14 protein-coding genes are annotated in these 15,009 nt (G+C 60.2%); 8 read left to right on the top strand and 6 right to left on the bottom strand.

Annotated features, from left to right (window positions below):
* Positions 1-92: 92 nt before the first annotated feature.
* Positions 93-2,636, top strand: coding sequence for an ATP-dependent helicase HrpB (gene hrpB, locus ACP7A4_RS00835; RefSeq protein ID WP_426245143.1), 2,544 nt, complete (start codon positions 93-95; stop codon positions 2,634-2,636).
* A 104-nt stretch (positions 2,637-2,740) separates the two neighbouring features.
* Here hrpB and ACP7A4_RS00840 read toward each other — a convergent pair whose 3' ends face one another.
* Positions 2,741-3,835, bottom strand: a complete 1,095-nt coding sequence (locus ACP7A4_RS00840; RefSeq protein WP_426245145.1) for an endonuclease/exonuclease/phosphatase family protein — start codon at positions 3,833-3,835, stop codon at positions 2,741-2,743.
* Positions 3,836-3,921: 86 nt separating this feature from the next.
* Entirely contained in the window at positions 3,922-4,584 is a 663-nt protein-coding gene (locus tag ACP7A4_RS00845) for a hypothetical protein (RefSeq protein WP_059763884.1), read from the bottom strand.
* A 193-nt stretch (positions 4,585-4,777) separates the two neighbouring features.
* Here ACP7A4_RS00845 and ACP7A4_RS00850 point away from each other — a divergent pair, with 193 nt between their 5' ends.
* The 4 genes from ACP7A4_RS00850 (at position 4,778) to ACP7A4_RS00865 (ending at position 8,315) form a co-directional block, all read left to right on the top strand.
* Positions 4,778-5,254, top strand: a complete 477-nt coding sequence (locus ACP7A4_RS00850; protein WP_048362406.1) for an NYN domain-containing protein — start codon at positions 4,778-4,780, stop codon at positions 5,252-5,254.
* 29 nt (positions 5,255-5,283) lie between these two features.
* Positions 5,284-5,895: a 3'-5' exonuclease gene (locus tag ACP7A4_RS00855; RefSeq protein WP_426245148.1), complete on the top strand. Its 612-nt coding sequence runs from the start codon at positions 5,284-5,286 to the stop codon at positions 5,893-5,895.
* A 124-nt stretch (positions 5,896-6,019) separates the two neighbouring features.
* Positions 6,020-6,910, top strand: coding sequence for a drug/metabolite exporter YedA (gene yedA / locus ACP7A4_RS00860; protein ID WP_059763891.1), 891 nt, complete (start codon positions 6,020-6,022; stop codon positions 6,908-6,910).
* A gap of 67 nt (positions 6,911-6,977) precedes the next feature.
* Positions 6,978-8,315, top strand: a complete 1,338-nt coding sequence (locus ACP7A4_RS00865) for a DEAD/DEAH box helicase (protein WP_059763893.1) — start codon at positions 6,978-6,980, stop codon at positions 8,313-8,315.
* Between the two features lie 111 nt (positions 8,316-8,426).
* On the opposite strand, the gene ACP7A4_RS00870 is transcribed toward ACP7A4_RS00865, so the two are convergent.
* Positions 8,427-9,668, bottom strand: coding sequence for a TIGR03862 family flavoprotein (locus ACP7A4_RS00870; RefSeq protein WP_426245871.1), 1,242 nt, complete (start codon positions 9,666-9,668; stop codon positions 8,427-8,429).
* Between the two features lie 214 nt (positions 9,669-9,882).
* Positions 9,883-10,803, bottom strand: a complete 921-nt coding sequence (locus tag ACP7A4_RS00875; RefSeq protein WP_203302217.1) for a histone deacetylase family protein — start codon at positions 10,801-10,803, stop codon at positions 9,883-9,885.
* Positions 10,804-10,894: 91 nt separating this feature from the next.
* Between ACP7A4_RS00875 and ACP7A4_RS00880 the strand changes: the two genes are divergently transcribed.
* The 3 genes from ACP7A4_RS00880 (at position 10,895) to ACP7A4_RS00890 (ending at position 13,027) form a co-directional block, all read left to right on the top strand.
* Entirely contained in the window at positions 10,895-11,464 is a 570-nt protein-coding gene (locus tag ACP7A4_RS00880; protein ID WP_059763903.1) for a GNAT family N-acetyltransferase, read from the top strand.
* A gap of 106 nt (positions 11,465-11,570) precedes the next feature.
* The gene (tesB, locus tag ACP7A4_RS00885; protein ID WP_426245152.1) at positions 11,571-12,440 is read left to right on the top strand and encodes an acyl-CoA thioesterase II; all 870 of its coding nucleotides are present in this window, start codon (positions 11,571-11,573) and stop codon (positions 12,438-12,440) included.
* Positions 12,437-13,027 carry an HAD family hydrolase gene (locus tag ACP7A4_RS00890; RefSeq protein WP_059763905.1) on the top strand — a complete coding sequence of 197 codons (591 nt, stop codon included), beginning with the start codon at positions 12,437-12,439 and terminating at the stop codon, positions 13,025-13,027. Before tesB ends, ACP7A4_RS00890 begins: the two co-directional genes overlap by 4 nt.
* A 48-nt stretch (positions 13,028-13,075) precedes the next feature.
* Here ACP7A4_RS00890 and ACP7A4_RS00895 read toward each other — a convergent pair whose 3' ends face one another.
* Both ACP7A4_RS00895 and ypfJ read right to left on the bottom strand, forming a co-directional pair.
* Entirely contained in the window at positions 13,076-14,062 is a 987-nt protein-coding gene (locus ACP7A4_RS00895) for an alpha/beta hydrolase (protein ID WP_426245154.1), read from the bottom strand.
* Positions 14,063-14,953, bottom strand: coding sequence for a KPN_02809 family neutral zinc metallopeptidase (ypfJ, locus tag ACP7A4_RS00900; RefSeq protein ID WP_048401413.1), 891 nt, complete (start codon positions 14,951-14,953; stop codon positions 14,063-14,065).
* Between the last annotated feature and the right edge of the window lie 56 nt (positions 14,954-15,009).

Consider the following 15,009-nt stretch of genomic DNA (forward strand, 5'->3'; position numbering starts at 1 on the left):
CATAAACGCTTGAAGGGCCAAACCAAACATTAAGACCGCGCTTAATGCCGAACTGTTCGCCGTTATACTCGCCGCACAGTTCTGGAGCCACCATGATTTCTTTGCCGATTGATGAAGTTTTACCTGCGCTGCGCTGCGCCTTGGCTGAACGGCACGAAGCCGTGCTCGAAGCGCCGCCTGGCGCCGGTAAAACCACCCGTGTGCCGCTGGCCTTGCTCAATGAGCCGTGGCTCGCCGGGCAGACGATTGTGATGCTCGAACCGCGGCGCCTGGCCGCCCGCGCTGCGGCGGAGCGGTTGGCCAGTGAGCTGGGAGAAAAAGTCGGAGAAACCGTCGGCTATCGGATCAGACTCGATAGCAAAATCGGGCCCAACACGCGTATCGAAGTCGTCACCGAAGGCATCCTCACTCGGCGCCTGCAGCAAGACCCGGCGCTCGAAGGCGTAGGGCTGCTGATCTTCGATGAGTTCCATGAGCGCAGTCTGGACGCCGATCTGGCACTGGCATTGAGCCTTAATGGGCGTGAGTTGTTTCGCGACGAGCAGCCGCTGAAAATTTTGCTGATGTCCGCCACCCTTGAGGGTGAGCGTTTGGCCAGCGTGCTCGACGATGCCCCGGTGTTGCGCAGCGAAGGGCGCATGTACCCGGTGGCCATGCGTTGGGGGCGGCCGTTTGTGCCCGGTGAGTTTGTTGAACCACGGGTGGTGAACACCGTGCTGGAGGCGATCAACGATGAGACGGGCAGCGTGTTGGTATTCCTGCCCGGTCAGGCAGAAATCCGACGCGTTAATCAACAGTTGGCTGACGCGCTGGGCTCGCGCACAGACATCCTGTTGTGCCCGCTGCACGGCGAGTTGGAGTTGAGCGCACAACGGGCCGCCATCGAACCTGCGCCCAAGGGCCTGCGCAAAGTGGTGCTGGCCACCAACATTGCCGAAACCAGCCTGACCATTGATGGCGTGCGCGTGGTGATTGATGCCGGACTGGCACGGGTGCCACGCTTTGATCCGGGCAGCGCCATGACGCGCCTCGACACCCAGCGCATCTCCCGGGCCAGCGCCACCCAGCGTGCAGGCCGCGCCGGGCGGCTGGAACCGGGCGTGTGTTATCGGCTGTGGTCAGAAGACCAGCACGCGCAACTGGCCGCCTATGGCAGCGCTGAAATGCTGCAAGCAGATCTGGCAGGGCTGGCGCTGCAATTGGCGCGTTGGGGGGTGACCCCGAACGAACTGATCTGGCTTGATCCGCCGCCTGCGGCAAGTTATGCACAGGCCCAGCAGTTGCTGGAACGTTTGGGCGCACTGCGCAAGCAAGTGGATGGCGGCTGGAAACTCACCGGGCATGGCGAAGCGATGGCCCAGTTGCCCGCACACCCACGTATCGCGCACCTGTTGTTGCGCGGGCATGACGTGGGCCTGACTGAGATGGCGTGTGATGTCGCCGCGCTGTTGGGTGAGCGCGATATTGTGCGCGGCGCCGGGGCCGACGTTCACAGTCGCCTGGCGTTGTTATCGGGCGATACCCGTGCCGCGCGGGGTGGGCAGGGCGGCGTACAGCGCGCCAAACAATTGGCTCGCCAATACCGCTCTAGCCTGCGGGGTAAGCCGACTCAAGCCGTCGTCGACCCTGATCACCCGCGCTGGCTGGGCGCCTTGCTGGCGCTGGCGTATCCCGATCGTATCGCGCAGCAGCGCAAGCCGGGTGGCGCCGAATATCGCCTGGCGAACGGGCGGGCTGCGTTGTTCAGCGAAGTGGACGCGCTGATGAAACATCCCTGGCTGGTGATCGCCGACTTGGGCAGCCGCCAGGGCCAGCGAGAAGAGCGCATTTATCTGGCGGCGGAGTTCGATCCCGGGTTGCTCGACGGCGTGTTGAGCGAGCAGGTCAGCGTGGTGGATCAACTGGATTGGGACGAGCGCGAAGGGGTATTGCGTGCCGAGCGCCAGCGCAAAGTCGGCGAACTGGTGTTGAGCCGTGAACCGCTGACAGGTCTCGATGAAGCGGCCCGCACTCAGGCGCTGATCAATCTGGTACGGCGCAAAGGCCTGGAACTGTTGCCGTGGACGCCTGAACTGCGTCAGTGGCAAGCGCGGGTGGCGTTACTGCGTCAGCTGGATCTTGACGCGCACGGCCAGAGCGAATGGCCGGATGTCACTGATGCCGCGTTACTCAATGGGCTTGAGCAGTGGCTGGCGCCTTACTTGGGGCGGGTCTCGCGGCTCAGCCATTTTGCCAGCCTCGACCTGTCGAGCATTGTGCATAACTTATTGCCCTGGCCTTTGCCGCAGCGTCTGGAAGAGCTGGCGCCCCATCACATCAAAGTGCCGTCGGGTTCTTCGGTGCGGGTGGATTACAGTGAGCACCCGCCGATTTTGGCCGTTCGCCTGCAAGAGCTGTTCGGTTTGGCTGACACCCCGCGCATTGCGGGCGGCCGCCAAGTGGTCAAATTGCACCTGCTGTCGCCCGCGCGGCGCCCGGTGCAAGTGACGCAGGATCTGGCCAACTTTTGGCGCAGCACCTACGCCGAAGTGAAAAAAGACCTCAAAGGCCGTTACCCCAAACACTACTGGCCAGACGACCCGCTGGTGGCCGAAGCCACCGCCCGGATCAAACCCCGAAAGCCTGCCTCTTCGTAGTCGCTGCCAAAGGCTGCGAAGGGTTCGCAGCCACCCGTTTGATTAAACGCCCACGCACCCATGGCGCTTTTTTCAGCCTGCGGCAGCGACTCCTGCAAGGCGAGTCAATCCAGCGGCAACAAAAACCGGCCCACCACGGGTAAATGATCGGAAAGGGTCAGGGTGTCTTCCTGACGTACATAGCCCTCGATACGTTTGAGCTTGGGGCTGTAAAACAAGTAATCGAGGGTACGGTCGGGTTCTTCGACACGCGGGTCGTTGGGGAAGTGGGTGAGCCACAATTCGCGGTCGATGCCTGTGGCTTCAGGGTTGCTGGGGATCATCGGGTACTTCTCCCACAGCTGATGCAGCTCGCTGTCAGGCGAATAACCCGCTCGCTGCTCGGCGGGCAGGCGCAGATACTGGCCAATCGGCAACAGATTGAAATCGCCGCCGATCAGCCACGGGGTGCCGTAACTTTCAAATCTGTTCAGCGCCGCCGCGGTGGCCTGCATTTGTTGGCGCAGGTTGCTGTTGTCCTGTGTGGGGCTATCAAGCTGAGTGTTGATGGCCACGAATTGCCCGCCGTCATTGAGGGGCAGGTAACTGACCAGCAACGCAGGCTTGGGTGCAAACTGACGGCTGATCAGGTTGGCCTCGGCCACGGGCAGTTGCAGGCGCTCGGCGTGCTCGATCTGGAAGCGGCTGAGGGTCACCAAGGTGCGGCCCACACTGCCGAAAATGTGACGGTCGGGCACGAAGTCGGCCTGCCAGGTGACCGCCTGCGCGCTGCACGGGTAGAGGTCGACCAGCCGCTCTTGCAACAACGTGAGCTGATCCTGATAGCCACTGGCCTTGGCGTTTTTATCGACTTCCTGCAACAGCACCAGGTCCGGTTGCTCGTCGCGAATCACCCGCGTCACCTGATCCAGACTGAACGCCATGTCCTCTGCGGTCGGGCGTGTATCAGGCCCGCTGCCATCAGCCAGGTTGTACCAGAACACATAACGCTTGCCCGCCAGGTATTGCACGTTCCAGGTCATGACCTTGAGCGCCTGCCCCGGCACCAGCACGGGGGCGGTGGTGGGGCAACTGACGGTCAGCACTTCTTTGGCTTCAGGGCGCCACGTCAGGCTATAAATCAGGCTCGCCAACAGCGCGGCTGTCAGCGCGGCTGTCAGCAGCAAACCCAATACGGTATTACGCAAAAGACGTGGCATGGCGTCGGCTTATTAAGTTTCAAGATGTAAGCGAGCATACGCGACCGCTGCCTGGCATCCCAATGGATGATACGTAGGAGGGCGTTTTATCGACTGTCAGGCTCGTCGCTAATCAGCATGAATAAACGGAATAGAACTACAGACAAGAACAACTGCAAGAAGCTGTTGATACTTTCCAACGCTAACGAAAGCAGGGGGTTTTCAGCTTTTGGGTACACCGAAAAGCTTAATTCCTTGAGCAGCATGAGCGGCCCCAGCACCGCCAAAATGCACACGAAAATACGCCAGAAGTGGCCCTTGCTCAGTCCAAAACTAGACTTCAGCGCGGCCAATGGCGCCTCGCCGCGCAGCACTAAGCGGTACTCGGCAAATGCGAACACTACGGTGAGGTAAATACCCGGCACAAAGAACATCGACAACCCGAGCACAATCAGCAGCGTGCTGATGGCGGCCAGCAGCGCAAATCGCGGCCACAGGTACAGGGCGCGGGCCAGCAGGTCACGGTTGCGCGGGCTTTCGCCCCGGCTGCGGGCGTCGAGAAACAGAATCAGAGCCGCGGTGTAAATCGGGTACACCAGCAACCCGACGATCAAACTGTAGCCGGGCGATGCATCCGGGCCCGTGGCATTGTTGACCAGTTGTTGCAGCACAGCCTCAAGAATCACCAATGGCAGGCACAGCGCCACAATCTGGCCCAGGTTGCGCTGGAAGAAGTACAGGGAGTCGCGAATAACAGTCAGCGGGTTCATGGTTCGGTATCAACAGTCAAAAGCGGTGCGCCACTTTAACCGATCAAACCCTGCACCAAGCAAATGTCCGTGTTGAACTGCGTGTGTGCTCGCGCGTTGGGCGGTTAATCCGCGCAAAGTCTCAGCAGGCTGGCATACTGCGGCCTTGTTTTCAGTTGCGTGCCCGCTTGCTTGGGCGCCTTGAGGTCTCCCGGTGAAAAGAATTGCGGTCTTCGCGGATGTGCAGAACCTCTACTACACGGTTCGCCAGGCTTATGGCTGCCATTTTAATTACGCTGCGCTGTGGGCGGATATCAGCCAGCGCGGTGAGATTGTCGAGGCGTACGCGTATGCCATCGACCGGGGCGACAGCAAGCAACAGCAGTTTCAGCAGATCCTGCGCAACCTCGGTTTCACCGTAAAGCTCAAACCGTACATCCAGCGCAGTGATGGCTCGGCCAAGGGCGACTGGGACGTGGGCATCACCATCGACATCATGGACGCTGCCGCCAATGTGGACGAAGTGGTGCTGGCCTCGGGCGATGGCGACTTTGACCTGTTGCTCGAACGCATCGCCAGCAAGCACGGTGTACAAACCGTGGCTTACGGCGTGCCCGGCCTCACGGCCAACTCGCTGATTCGCGCGGCGACCCGTTATGTGCCGATTGAAGGCAGTCTGCTACTCAAGTAACGCTCACTTTTTTACAGGATTGACCTCGTTTGGAACGTATCGCCGTCATCGACTTTGAAACCACAGGCATCTCCCCGAGCAGCACCTGCCGGGCCACCGAAATCGCGGTGGTGATTCTGGAGCAAGGGCGCATCGTTGAGCGCTATCAAAGCCTGATGAACGCGGGCGTACGCGTACCGGGCTTTATCGAGCAGTTGACGGGTATCAGCAACGCCATGTTGCGCACCGCGCCCTCGGCAGAGCAGGTGATGAACGAGGTTAACGAGTTTGTCGGTATCACCCCTTTGCTCGCGCACAATGCAGCATTTGACCAAAAGTTCTGGGATTTCGAGATGGGCCGCATCAAGCGCACCCGTTTGCAGAACTTCGCCTGTTCGCTGTTGCTGGCGCGCCGTTTGATGCCCCAGGCGCCCAACCACAAGCTGGGGACGCTCACCACCTTTGCCGACTTGCCCCACACCGGCAAGGCTCACCGGGCGATGGCCGATGCCGAGATGGCAGCTAACCTGACCACACACTTGGCTGAGCAACTGCGCCAGCAGCACGGGTTGCGCGAGCTCAACCACGACCTGTTGCGCAGCTTGCAAAAAGTGCCTGCGGCCAAAATCAACGAGCATCTCAAGCGCTATCGCGAGTTTTAAACACCCTGCCTGCGTATAAGAGCCGCCAAAGTGTACGGCCACTTTTGGTGCGTTCTGTTACTTCTGCTGATAGCGACTCTTGTCTACACTTCCCGGTCCCCTGCCTCTGCCTTTGAGCTGAACCATGCCTGCCGCACGTCGTTTCCCGCTGCAACTGATCGGTGCTTTTTTTGCCTTGTACGTGATTTGGGGGTCGACCTACCTGGTGATCCGCATCGGTATTGAGTCGTGGCCGCCGCTGATGATGGCCGGGGTGCGCTTCCTCGTGGCGGGCAGTTTGATGTATGCCTTTATGCGCTGGCGCGGTTCACCTGCACCGACGTGGGTGCAATGGCGTTCGGCGGCAATGATTGGTTTTCTGCTGTTGGCGTGTGGCAATGGCGGCGTGACCCTGGCCGAGCATTCGGGCGTTGCCTCGGGGGTCGCGGCACTGGCCGTGGCCACGGTGCCGCTATTTACCTTGTTGTTCGGTTACTTCTGGGGCGCGCGTAACACGCGTCTGGAATGGGCGGGCATCCTGCTCGGCTTGATCGGCATCGGCATGCTCAACCTTGGCTCCAATCTGCAAGCCAGCCCAGTGGGCGCGGCGATGATCCTGTTTGCGGCGGCGGCCTGGGCTTTTGGTTCGGTGTGGAGCCGACACCTGCCGTTGCCAGCAGGGCCGATGGCCAGTGCGGCCGAAATGCTCACCGCCGGGGTCGTGCTGTTGGCCGGTAGCCTGTTGAGCGGTGAGCGCATGACGCACATGCCCACCGCCGCGGGTTGGGGCGCCTTACTCTATCTGGTGTTCTTTGGCTCGATCATCGCCTTCAGCGCCTACATGTACTTGCTCAAAAACGTACGTCCGGCAGCGGCCACCAGTTATGCCTACGTCAACCCGGCCGTGGCGGTGATGCTGGGCATCGCGTTTGCGGGTGAGACCATTGGCGTGGAGGAGTGCCTGGCGATGGCGGTCATTATCAGTGCCGTGGTGTTGATCGGTTTGCCGCAGTGGCGTAAGCAGAAACCCGTCTGAATTAGGGTAAACTGCGCGCCATTGCAACCTATGCACCCACGCGCTGACCTTTTTCGACGGTATCCCCATGACATTCGCCACCCTTGGCCTGATCGAACCCTTGCTGCGCGCCCTAGAGACGCTCGGTTACCAGACGCCCACCCCGGTTCAGGCCCAAGCGATCCCCGCAGTGCTGGCGGGCCGCGACCTGATGGCCGCCGCCCAGACCGGCACCGGCAAAACCGGTGGCTTTGCTCTGCCGCTCCTGCAATTGCTGACCATGGAAGGCCCGAAAGTGGCCAGCAACTCTGTGCGCGCCCTGGTGCTGGTGCCCACCCGTGAGCTGGCTGAACAGGTTCACGAAAGCATTCGCCAGTACGCCGAACACCTGCCTTTGAGCACCTACGCGGTGTACGGCGGTGTGAGCATCAACCCGCAGATGATGAAAATGCGCAAAGGCGTCGATGTACTGGTCGCCACGCCGGGTCGTCTGCTCGACCTGTATCGTCAAAAGGCGATCAAGTTCAACCAACTGCAAACCCTGATTCTCGATGAAGCCGATCGCATGCTCGATCTGGGTTTCAGCGAAGAGCTGCGTGACATCTATCGCGCGCTGCCTAAAAAGCGTCAAACCTTGCTGTTCTCGGCCACCTTCTCGGATGCCATTCGCGCGCTGGGCGAGCAAATGCTCGACAACCCGCTGAGCATTGAAGTCAGCCCACGCAACGTCGCGGCCAGCAGCGTTAAACAGTGGGTCATCCCGGTCGACAAAAAGCGCAAACCCGAGCTGTTTCTGCACTTGCTGCGTACCCAGCACTGGAAGCAGGTGCTGGTGTTCGCCAAAACCCGTAATGGCGTCGACGAGCTGGTGGGCAAACTACAGGGCTTGGGCATCAACGCTGACGGCATTCATGGCGACAAGCCACAAGCCACGCGTCAACGTGCGTTGGACCGTTTCAAGGCCAGCGAGGTGCAGATTCTGGTAGCCACTGACGTCGCGGCCCGTGGTCTGGACATCGAAGACTTACCGTTAGTGGTTAACTTTGACCTGCCGATCGTGGCTGAAGACTACATCCACCGTATTGGCCGTACCGGCCGTGCCGGGCAAAAGGGTGAAGCGATTTCGCTGGTATGTGCCGATGAAGTGAACATGCTCTCGGCCATCGAGATGTTGACCCGCCAAACGTTGCCACGCCACGAAGAGCAAGACTTCGAGCCAGAGCACCGTGTGCCTGAAACCGACGCCTCGGGCCAAGTGATCAAAAAACCGAAGAAGCCGAAAAAGCCGAAAACCTCGGGCGGTGGCGGCAAACGCAACTTGGGTAAGTGGGTTGACAGCGGCGAAGCGGCCCCGGCCGAGCCTTCGGTGAAACCTGTGCGTAAAGTGCCCGTTTTCAACACTGGCCCGCGTAAGCGCAAACCTTAAGGGTTGAGCGAATTTAGTAGCAATTTACGAAGGCTGCGTGCGGCGACGCAGCCTTCGTAAAGCCAGAACGCGCGGTCTGCCACCCAGACCCTGCGTTCAGGCATTACGGGGTTAAGGTTTGACTTTCAACCAGCGTAAAACCCCCCACCCGGCGGCACGGCCACTGGCAAAGCAGCCCGTGAGCAAGTAGCCGCCGGTGGGGGCTTCCCAATCCAGCATTTCCCCCGCGCAGAACACGCCGGGCAATTGCTTGAGCATCAAGTGTTCGTCCAGCGCTTCAAACGCCACGCCACCGGCACTGCTGATGGCTTCGTCCAACGGGCGAGCCTTGACCAGTTTCAGCGCTAACGCCTTGATCGCCTCGGCCAATCGCGCCGGGTCATTGAACGCGTCAGCGGGTGCCAACTCGCGTAACAGCGCCGCTTTGACGCCATCCAGACCCAACTGGCTGTGCAAATGTTTGCTCATCGAGCGTGAACCGCGCGGCTTGGCCAGGGCGGTTGCCACTTTATCCACAGGCTTGCCCGGCAACAGGTCAATGACCAGTGTGGCAACCCCGTGTTGGTTGATCGCTTCGCGGATGGGCGCGGACCACGCGTAAATCAAGCTGCCTTCAATCCCGGTGGCCGTGATCACGCATTCGCCCAAGCGCGGGCTGTGATGCTCCAGGGCAATGGCAATGTTCTTGAGTGGGGCGCCAGCAAATTTGCTGCGCAGCACCTCGCTCCAATCCGCTACATCGAAGCCGCAGTTGCTGGCTTGTAACGGCGCCAGCGCCACGCCGCGCTCGGCCAGCCACGGCATCCACGCCCCATCCGAGCCCAGGCGGGCCCAGCTGCCGCCGCCCAAGGCCAGTAATACGGCATCAGGCCTGAGCTGTTTTTCACCTTCCGGGCTGCCGATACGCAATGTGCCATCTGCCTGCCAACCCAGCCAGCGATGGCGGGTGTGGATAACCACACCGCACTCGCGCAAACGCTTGAGCCAGGCGCGCAGCAGGGGGGCTGCTTTCATGTCGGTGGGGAACACTCGGCCTGAGCTGCCGACAAAGGTCTCGATGCCCAGATCATGGATCCATTGACGCAAGGCTTGGGCATCAAATGCCTGTAATAGGGGTGCCATCTGCGGCGAACGCTCAGCGTAGCGCGATAAAAGCGCGGGCCAGGCTTCGGAGTGAGTGATGTTCATGCCGCCCACTCCGGCGAGCAGAAACTTGCGGCCTACAGAGGGCATCGCGTCGTACACATCCACCCGCACGCCAGCCTGACTCAGCACTTCAGCGGCCATCAGCCCGGCCGGGCCACCGCCAATGATGGCGACATGAAAGGGAAGGGGCGTGTTGGCGTCAGTCATGGCGAGCTGCAAATCGGCGAAATAAGCGCTGCATTCTACCTGACCATGCTTCATATCTCCCCTAGCCGCTGGCGCAGGCGGCTACGCCGTGTCAGGTATGAGCTGTACGAAAAACATACAGTGCTCTACACGCCTTGTTTCATATGGCCTGCAACGGCTTTCGCTCAGGTTATCCACAGGCAGTTCCACAGGCATTGTGGGTAACAATCACAGATTAATGACAACCGGATGACTCCCAGACGTGTTGTGCGCTGTGATGCAAAATCCCGTGCCGTCGCGCCAACGCCTTGCGGTCTTTGCTGTAACCGCCGCCAATCACCCCGACCACCGGTATATCGCGGCCCAGACAATGGCGCATCACCGCCACATCGCGCGCGGCGACGCCAGCGTCGGTCAGCTTCAAATAACCCAGCGCGTCATCTTGATGCACGTCGACCCCCGCGTCGTACAGCACCAGGTCTGGTTGATACAGCGGCAACAGATAATTGAGCGCTTCGTCGACCACTTGTAAGTACGCCGCATCACCCATGCCCATCGGCAACCCAATGTCCCAATCACTTTGCGCCTTGCGCGCCGGAAAATTCTTTTCGCAGTGCAGGGAAACGGTAATCGCCTCAGGCGTATGTTCAAGAATTCGGGCGGTGCCATCACCTTGATGCACATCGCAGTCAAAAATCAGTACCCGATTGACGCGCCCGCTTTCCAGCAGGTAACGGCTGATGACCGCTAAATCGTTAAAGATGCAAAAGCCCGCGGGGTGATCGTAATGCGCATGATGAGTACCGCCGGCCAAATGGCAGGCCAACCCATGCTCCAGTGCCTGCTCGGCGGCGAGCAGGGAGCCGCCCACGGCGCGAATCGTCCTGCGCGCCAGGGCTTCGCTCCACGGCAAGCCCAGGCGCCGCTGGTCTTCGTGGGCCAGTTCGCCAGCCATGTAACGCGCGATATACGCCGGATCATGGGCCAGCGCGAGGATATCCACAGGGCATAACGAGGGGCGTAGCAGGTCTGCATCACAGGTCAGCCCGGTTGCAACCAGGTGATCACGTAGCAAGCGGAATTTATCCATCGGGAAGCGATGCTCAGCCGGGAACGGCGGGCTGTAATCATCGTGATAAATCAGCGGTAAAGGCATAGTGATTTCATGTAGGAGCGAGCGCCGGATCTTATCAGCGCGGTACACTGCCCGACAGATGAAAACCCGCGTAACCCATCGGAGGAGCCAGATGGAGCAAATTCAGGAACTCGAAAGCGCTCGTCTGCGTCTGCGTCCCTGGCGTGACACCGATTTGGCGGAGTTCGCTGCCATGTGCGCCGATCCGCAGGTCATGCGCTATTTTCCAAAGTCTCTGAGCCGTCTTGAAAGCGCCTCGGTGATTGGTCGTTTTCGTGGTCATTTTGCCGAACACGGCTATGGGTTTTGGGCGGTGGAACGCAAAGACACGGGTGCGTTTATTGGCTTCACGGGCCTGTCGCAGATCGGTTTCAAAGCGCATTTCGCCCCGGCTGTCGAGATCGGCTGGCGCCTGGACCCCAAACATTGGGGGGTGGGTTACGCCAGTGAGGCGGCGTGGGCGGTATTGCGTTGTGCGTTTGACCGGCTGGCGCTGGATCAAGTGGTTTCATTTACCACTGAGGCCAACGTGCCATCACAGAAAGTGATGCAAGCCATCGGCATGCAGCGTGATATGGCCGGTGATTTTGAACATCCGGGGTTGGAACCGGGTCATCCGTTAAGCAAGCATGTGCTCTATCGGATCAGCCGCGCTCAATGGCTGGAAACACTGCACGGATAAGCAGGCAAATGACTTTCAAGTTGTAGGTTAAGTGGCAAGTGCCAAATTTTTGTTGGCCGTCGCAACGTAGAGTGCGCCGGCATTGCTCTGTGTGAGGAAAATCTGAATGAGCCAAGTGTTGGATGATCTGGTCAACCTGCTGACCCTGGAACCGATTGAAGAGAACCTCTTTCGCGGCCGCAGTCAGGATTTGGGCTTTCGCCAGCTGTTCGGCGGTCAGGTGCTGGGCCAATCGCTGTCCGCCATGAGCCAGACGGTTGAAGACGCGCGGCACGTGCACTCGATGCACGGTTACTTCTTGCGCCCCGGTGATGCGGGACTGGCGGTGGTGTATCAGGTTGACCGTGTGCGCGATGGCGGCAGTTTCAGCACGCGTCGAGTGACGGCGATCCAGAAGGGCCAGCCGATTTTCACCTGTAGCGCCTCGTTTCAGTACGACGAAGGCGGCTTTGAGCACCAAACCACCATGCCCGATGTGGTCGGCCCGGAGAACTTGCCTTCCGAGCTTGAGATCACGTGTCAGCGCGCGCATTTGATCCCCGAAGCCATGCGCGAAAAACTGCTGTGTGCCAAGCCCATCGAGTTTCGTCCGGTGGTCGGTGAAGACCCGTTCAACCCCAAGGTCAGCGATCCGGTCAAATACGTGTGGTTTCGCGCCGATGGCGCATTGGCCGACACGCCAGCGCTGCACAAATACCTGCTGGCCTACGCCTCGGACTTCGGTTTACTGACCACCTCGCTGCTGCCGCACGGCAAAGGCGTATGGCAAAAAGACATGCAAGTGGCCAGCCTCGACCACGCGCTGTGGTTCCATGCGGACCTGCGTGCCGATGACTGGTTGCTCTACGCAATGGACAGCCCGTGGGCGGGCAACTCGCGCGGGTTCTCCCGTGGCAGCGTGTATAACCGGGCTGGCCAGCTGGTTGCGTCAGTGACACAAGAAGGTTTGATTCGCCATCGCAAGGACTGGGCATGACGCTTAAGAACATAAAACACTGGGTATTCGACATGGACGGCACGCTGACGGTGGCTGTGCATGACTTCAAGCTGATTCACCGTGAGCTGTGCATTGCGGACGACGAAGACATCCTCACCCACCTTGCGGGCTTACCGCCTGCTGAGTCGGCCGAGAAGCATGCCTGGCTGCTCGAACACGAGCGTGAACTGGCGCTTGCCTCGACGCCTGCGCCGGGCGCGGTGGAGCTGGTTCTTGATTTGCATGAGCGTGGTGTGCGCTTAGGGGTGTTGACCCGCAATGCCCAAGAGCTGGCGCGCATCACCCTTAAGGCGATTGGCCTGGAGCAATGCTTTGCGGCGCAAGACGTTTTGGGGCGCGACAACGCTGCGCACAAGCCCGATCCGGACGGCTTGCTGCAACTGGCCAACGCGTGGGGCGTAACGCCTGCACAGATGGTGATGGTGGGGGATTTTCGCTTCGATCTTGAGTGTGGTCGTGCAGCGGGAGCCCGGACAGTGCTGGTCAACGTGCCGCAAAACCCGTGGCCCGAACTGACTGACTGGCACGCCAAAGACTGCTTTGAGCTACGGCGCTTATTGGCCTGACAGACTGGGAGCTTTTGATCCTGAAAGCTCACAGCCTGCGGGACTGTCCTACTGCCCAAACAATGCTTTTTGCCCCTCGGGCGAGGTGAACATCTGATCGCCGTTGTGCCCAACCCCCGGCACTTCAACCAAACGCTGGTTCAGCCCCTGCGGATGGCGCTGGGTTAAAGACGCGAAATAATTCTTGCCGCGGACCAGCCTGAAAGCCCCTTGAGCCTCTGCCTCGCAGCTTTTATCCAGCGCAGGGTGATTGGGGTCGATGTCGTTGGCACCCAATAGATAGGTGACGTCCCGCTCAACGTACGACGCTTCCAGCTGATGGTGTTTTTGCCCTTCGGCATAGGCAGGCAAGTCGTTGAGCCCGTACTTCCAGGTATTGAACCCAGGGCAGGTGGCAGCATCGAACGTCGCAACGGGCCGCTGTTTGGTGAGCCAGGCGTAACTTGACGGGTTGGCGATTACGTAGCGCACCTTGATCCCGTCGGCCTGCAACGCCTTGTCCGCCCGGGTGGTCAGCGCATAACGCTGCACCACTTGCGCACCGCCGGAATGCCCCGCAATCACCACCTCGCGCAAGGCCGGGAAACGCGTGCGGTCATTGAGCTGGTTGAGGATCTGATCCAGCGCAGCATACGAACTGATGGGCGCAGGGCTGATGGCGGGCTGCCCGCCCATCCAGTCGTTCCCTTGCCAGCGCAACACCGCGTCCGGCAAGCGATGCCGCGTGTTATCGCGCTCATTTAAAAACTGTGGGGCGATGATCAGCGTGGTGGACAGCACCCCGGCTTGCGCCGCCGCTTGCTGCGCACTGTGCAAATACGTCTGGGCGTTGCGTAAACGTCCGTGAATCACAATCACTGCCCGTTGCACCTCAGGCAGAGGGTGCTGCCAGTCTTGACTTATGCCAATGCTCAACTCGCCGGGGTTGAGCGCAAGGCGCTCAGGGCTAAGCGCTTTCACCCCGTGTTCAGCGGCCTGCGCCGTGGTGCAGGCGGCCAGTAACACGATCCATGACACCAAACCCCGTGCACCCATTTACAACCTCGCTGCCGAAAAGGTGTCGCATTGGTTGATGTTGCCCTGCGCAAAGCCGGTCTTGAACCATTTAACCCGTTGCGCCGAGGTGCCGTGGGTGAACGAGTCCGGCACCACACGGCCTTGCCCTTGTTGCTGCAAGCGATCATCGCCGATGGCGTTGGCCGCATTCAAGGCTGACTCGATATCCCCCGGTTCCAGCCAGTTCAAACGCTTTTGCGCCAAATTGGCCCACACCCCTGCCAGGCAGTCGGCTTGCAGCTCCTGACGTACCAGCAGGCCGCCGTCACCTTCCATGCGTTTACCTTGCTGACGGGCCATCTGCATCTTGGATGACACGCCCAGCAGCGTTTGCACGTGATGGCCCACTTCATGCGCGATCACATACGCCTGCGCGAACTCGCCGGCGGCTTGAAAGCGTTGAGCCATTTCCTGGAAGAAACTCATGTCCAGATAGACCTTTTGGTCGGCCGGGCAATAAAACGGACCGCTGGCCGATGAAGCGAAGCCGCACGCGGAGTTGATCTGGCCGCGAAACAGCACCAGCGTCGGGTCTTTGTAGGTTCGACCGGCCTGTTGAAACACCTGGCGCCAGGTGTCTTCGGTGTCGCCCAGCACGGCGCGCACAAACTCGGCTTGTTGGTCGTTGGCGGGGGGCGCATGCCCGGCTTGCTGAGTGACTTGCGGGGAGGATTGCTCGCCCAGTTGCCCGCTCAGTTGCCCGAGGATTTGCATCGGGTCCTGTCCGGTCAGCAGACCGAAGCCCACGATCACGACGACGGCGATCAAACTCAAGCCCTTGCCACCACCGATGCGCATCCCGCCGCCTCCGGTGCTTTGATCGCGCACGTCTTCCACGTTGTCGCTACGTCGGCCTTTTTTCCAAAGCATGGAGGTTTCCTCTGTAAATCTTGTTGGTAAGTGTTGTTGCTGAGTAGGAGCTGCGC

Source organism: Pseudomonas sp. TWR3-1-1 (genome assembly GCF_049896545.1).
In the GTDB taxonomy this organism is placed as follows: Bacteria; Pseudomonadota; Gammaproteobacteria; order Pseudomonadales; family Pseudomonadaceae; genus Aquipseudomonas; species Aquipseudomonas weihenstephanensis.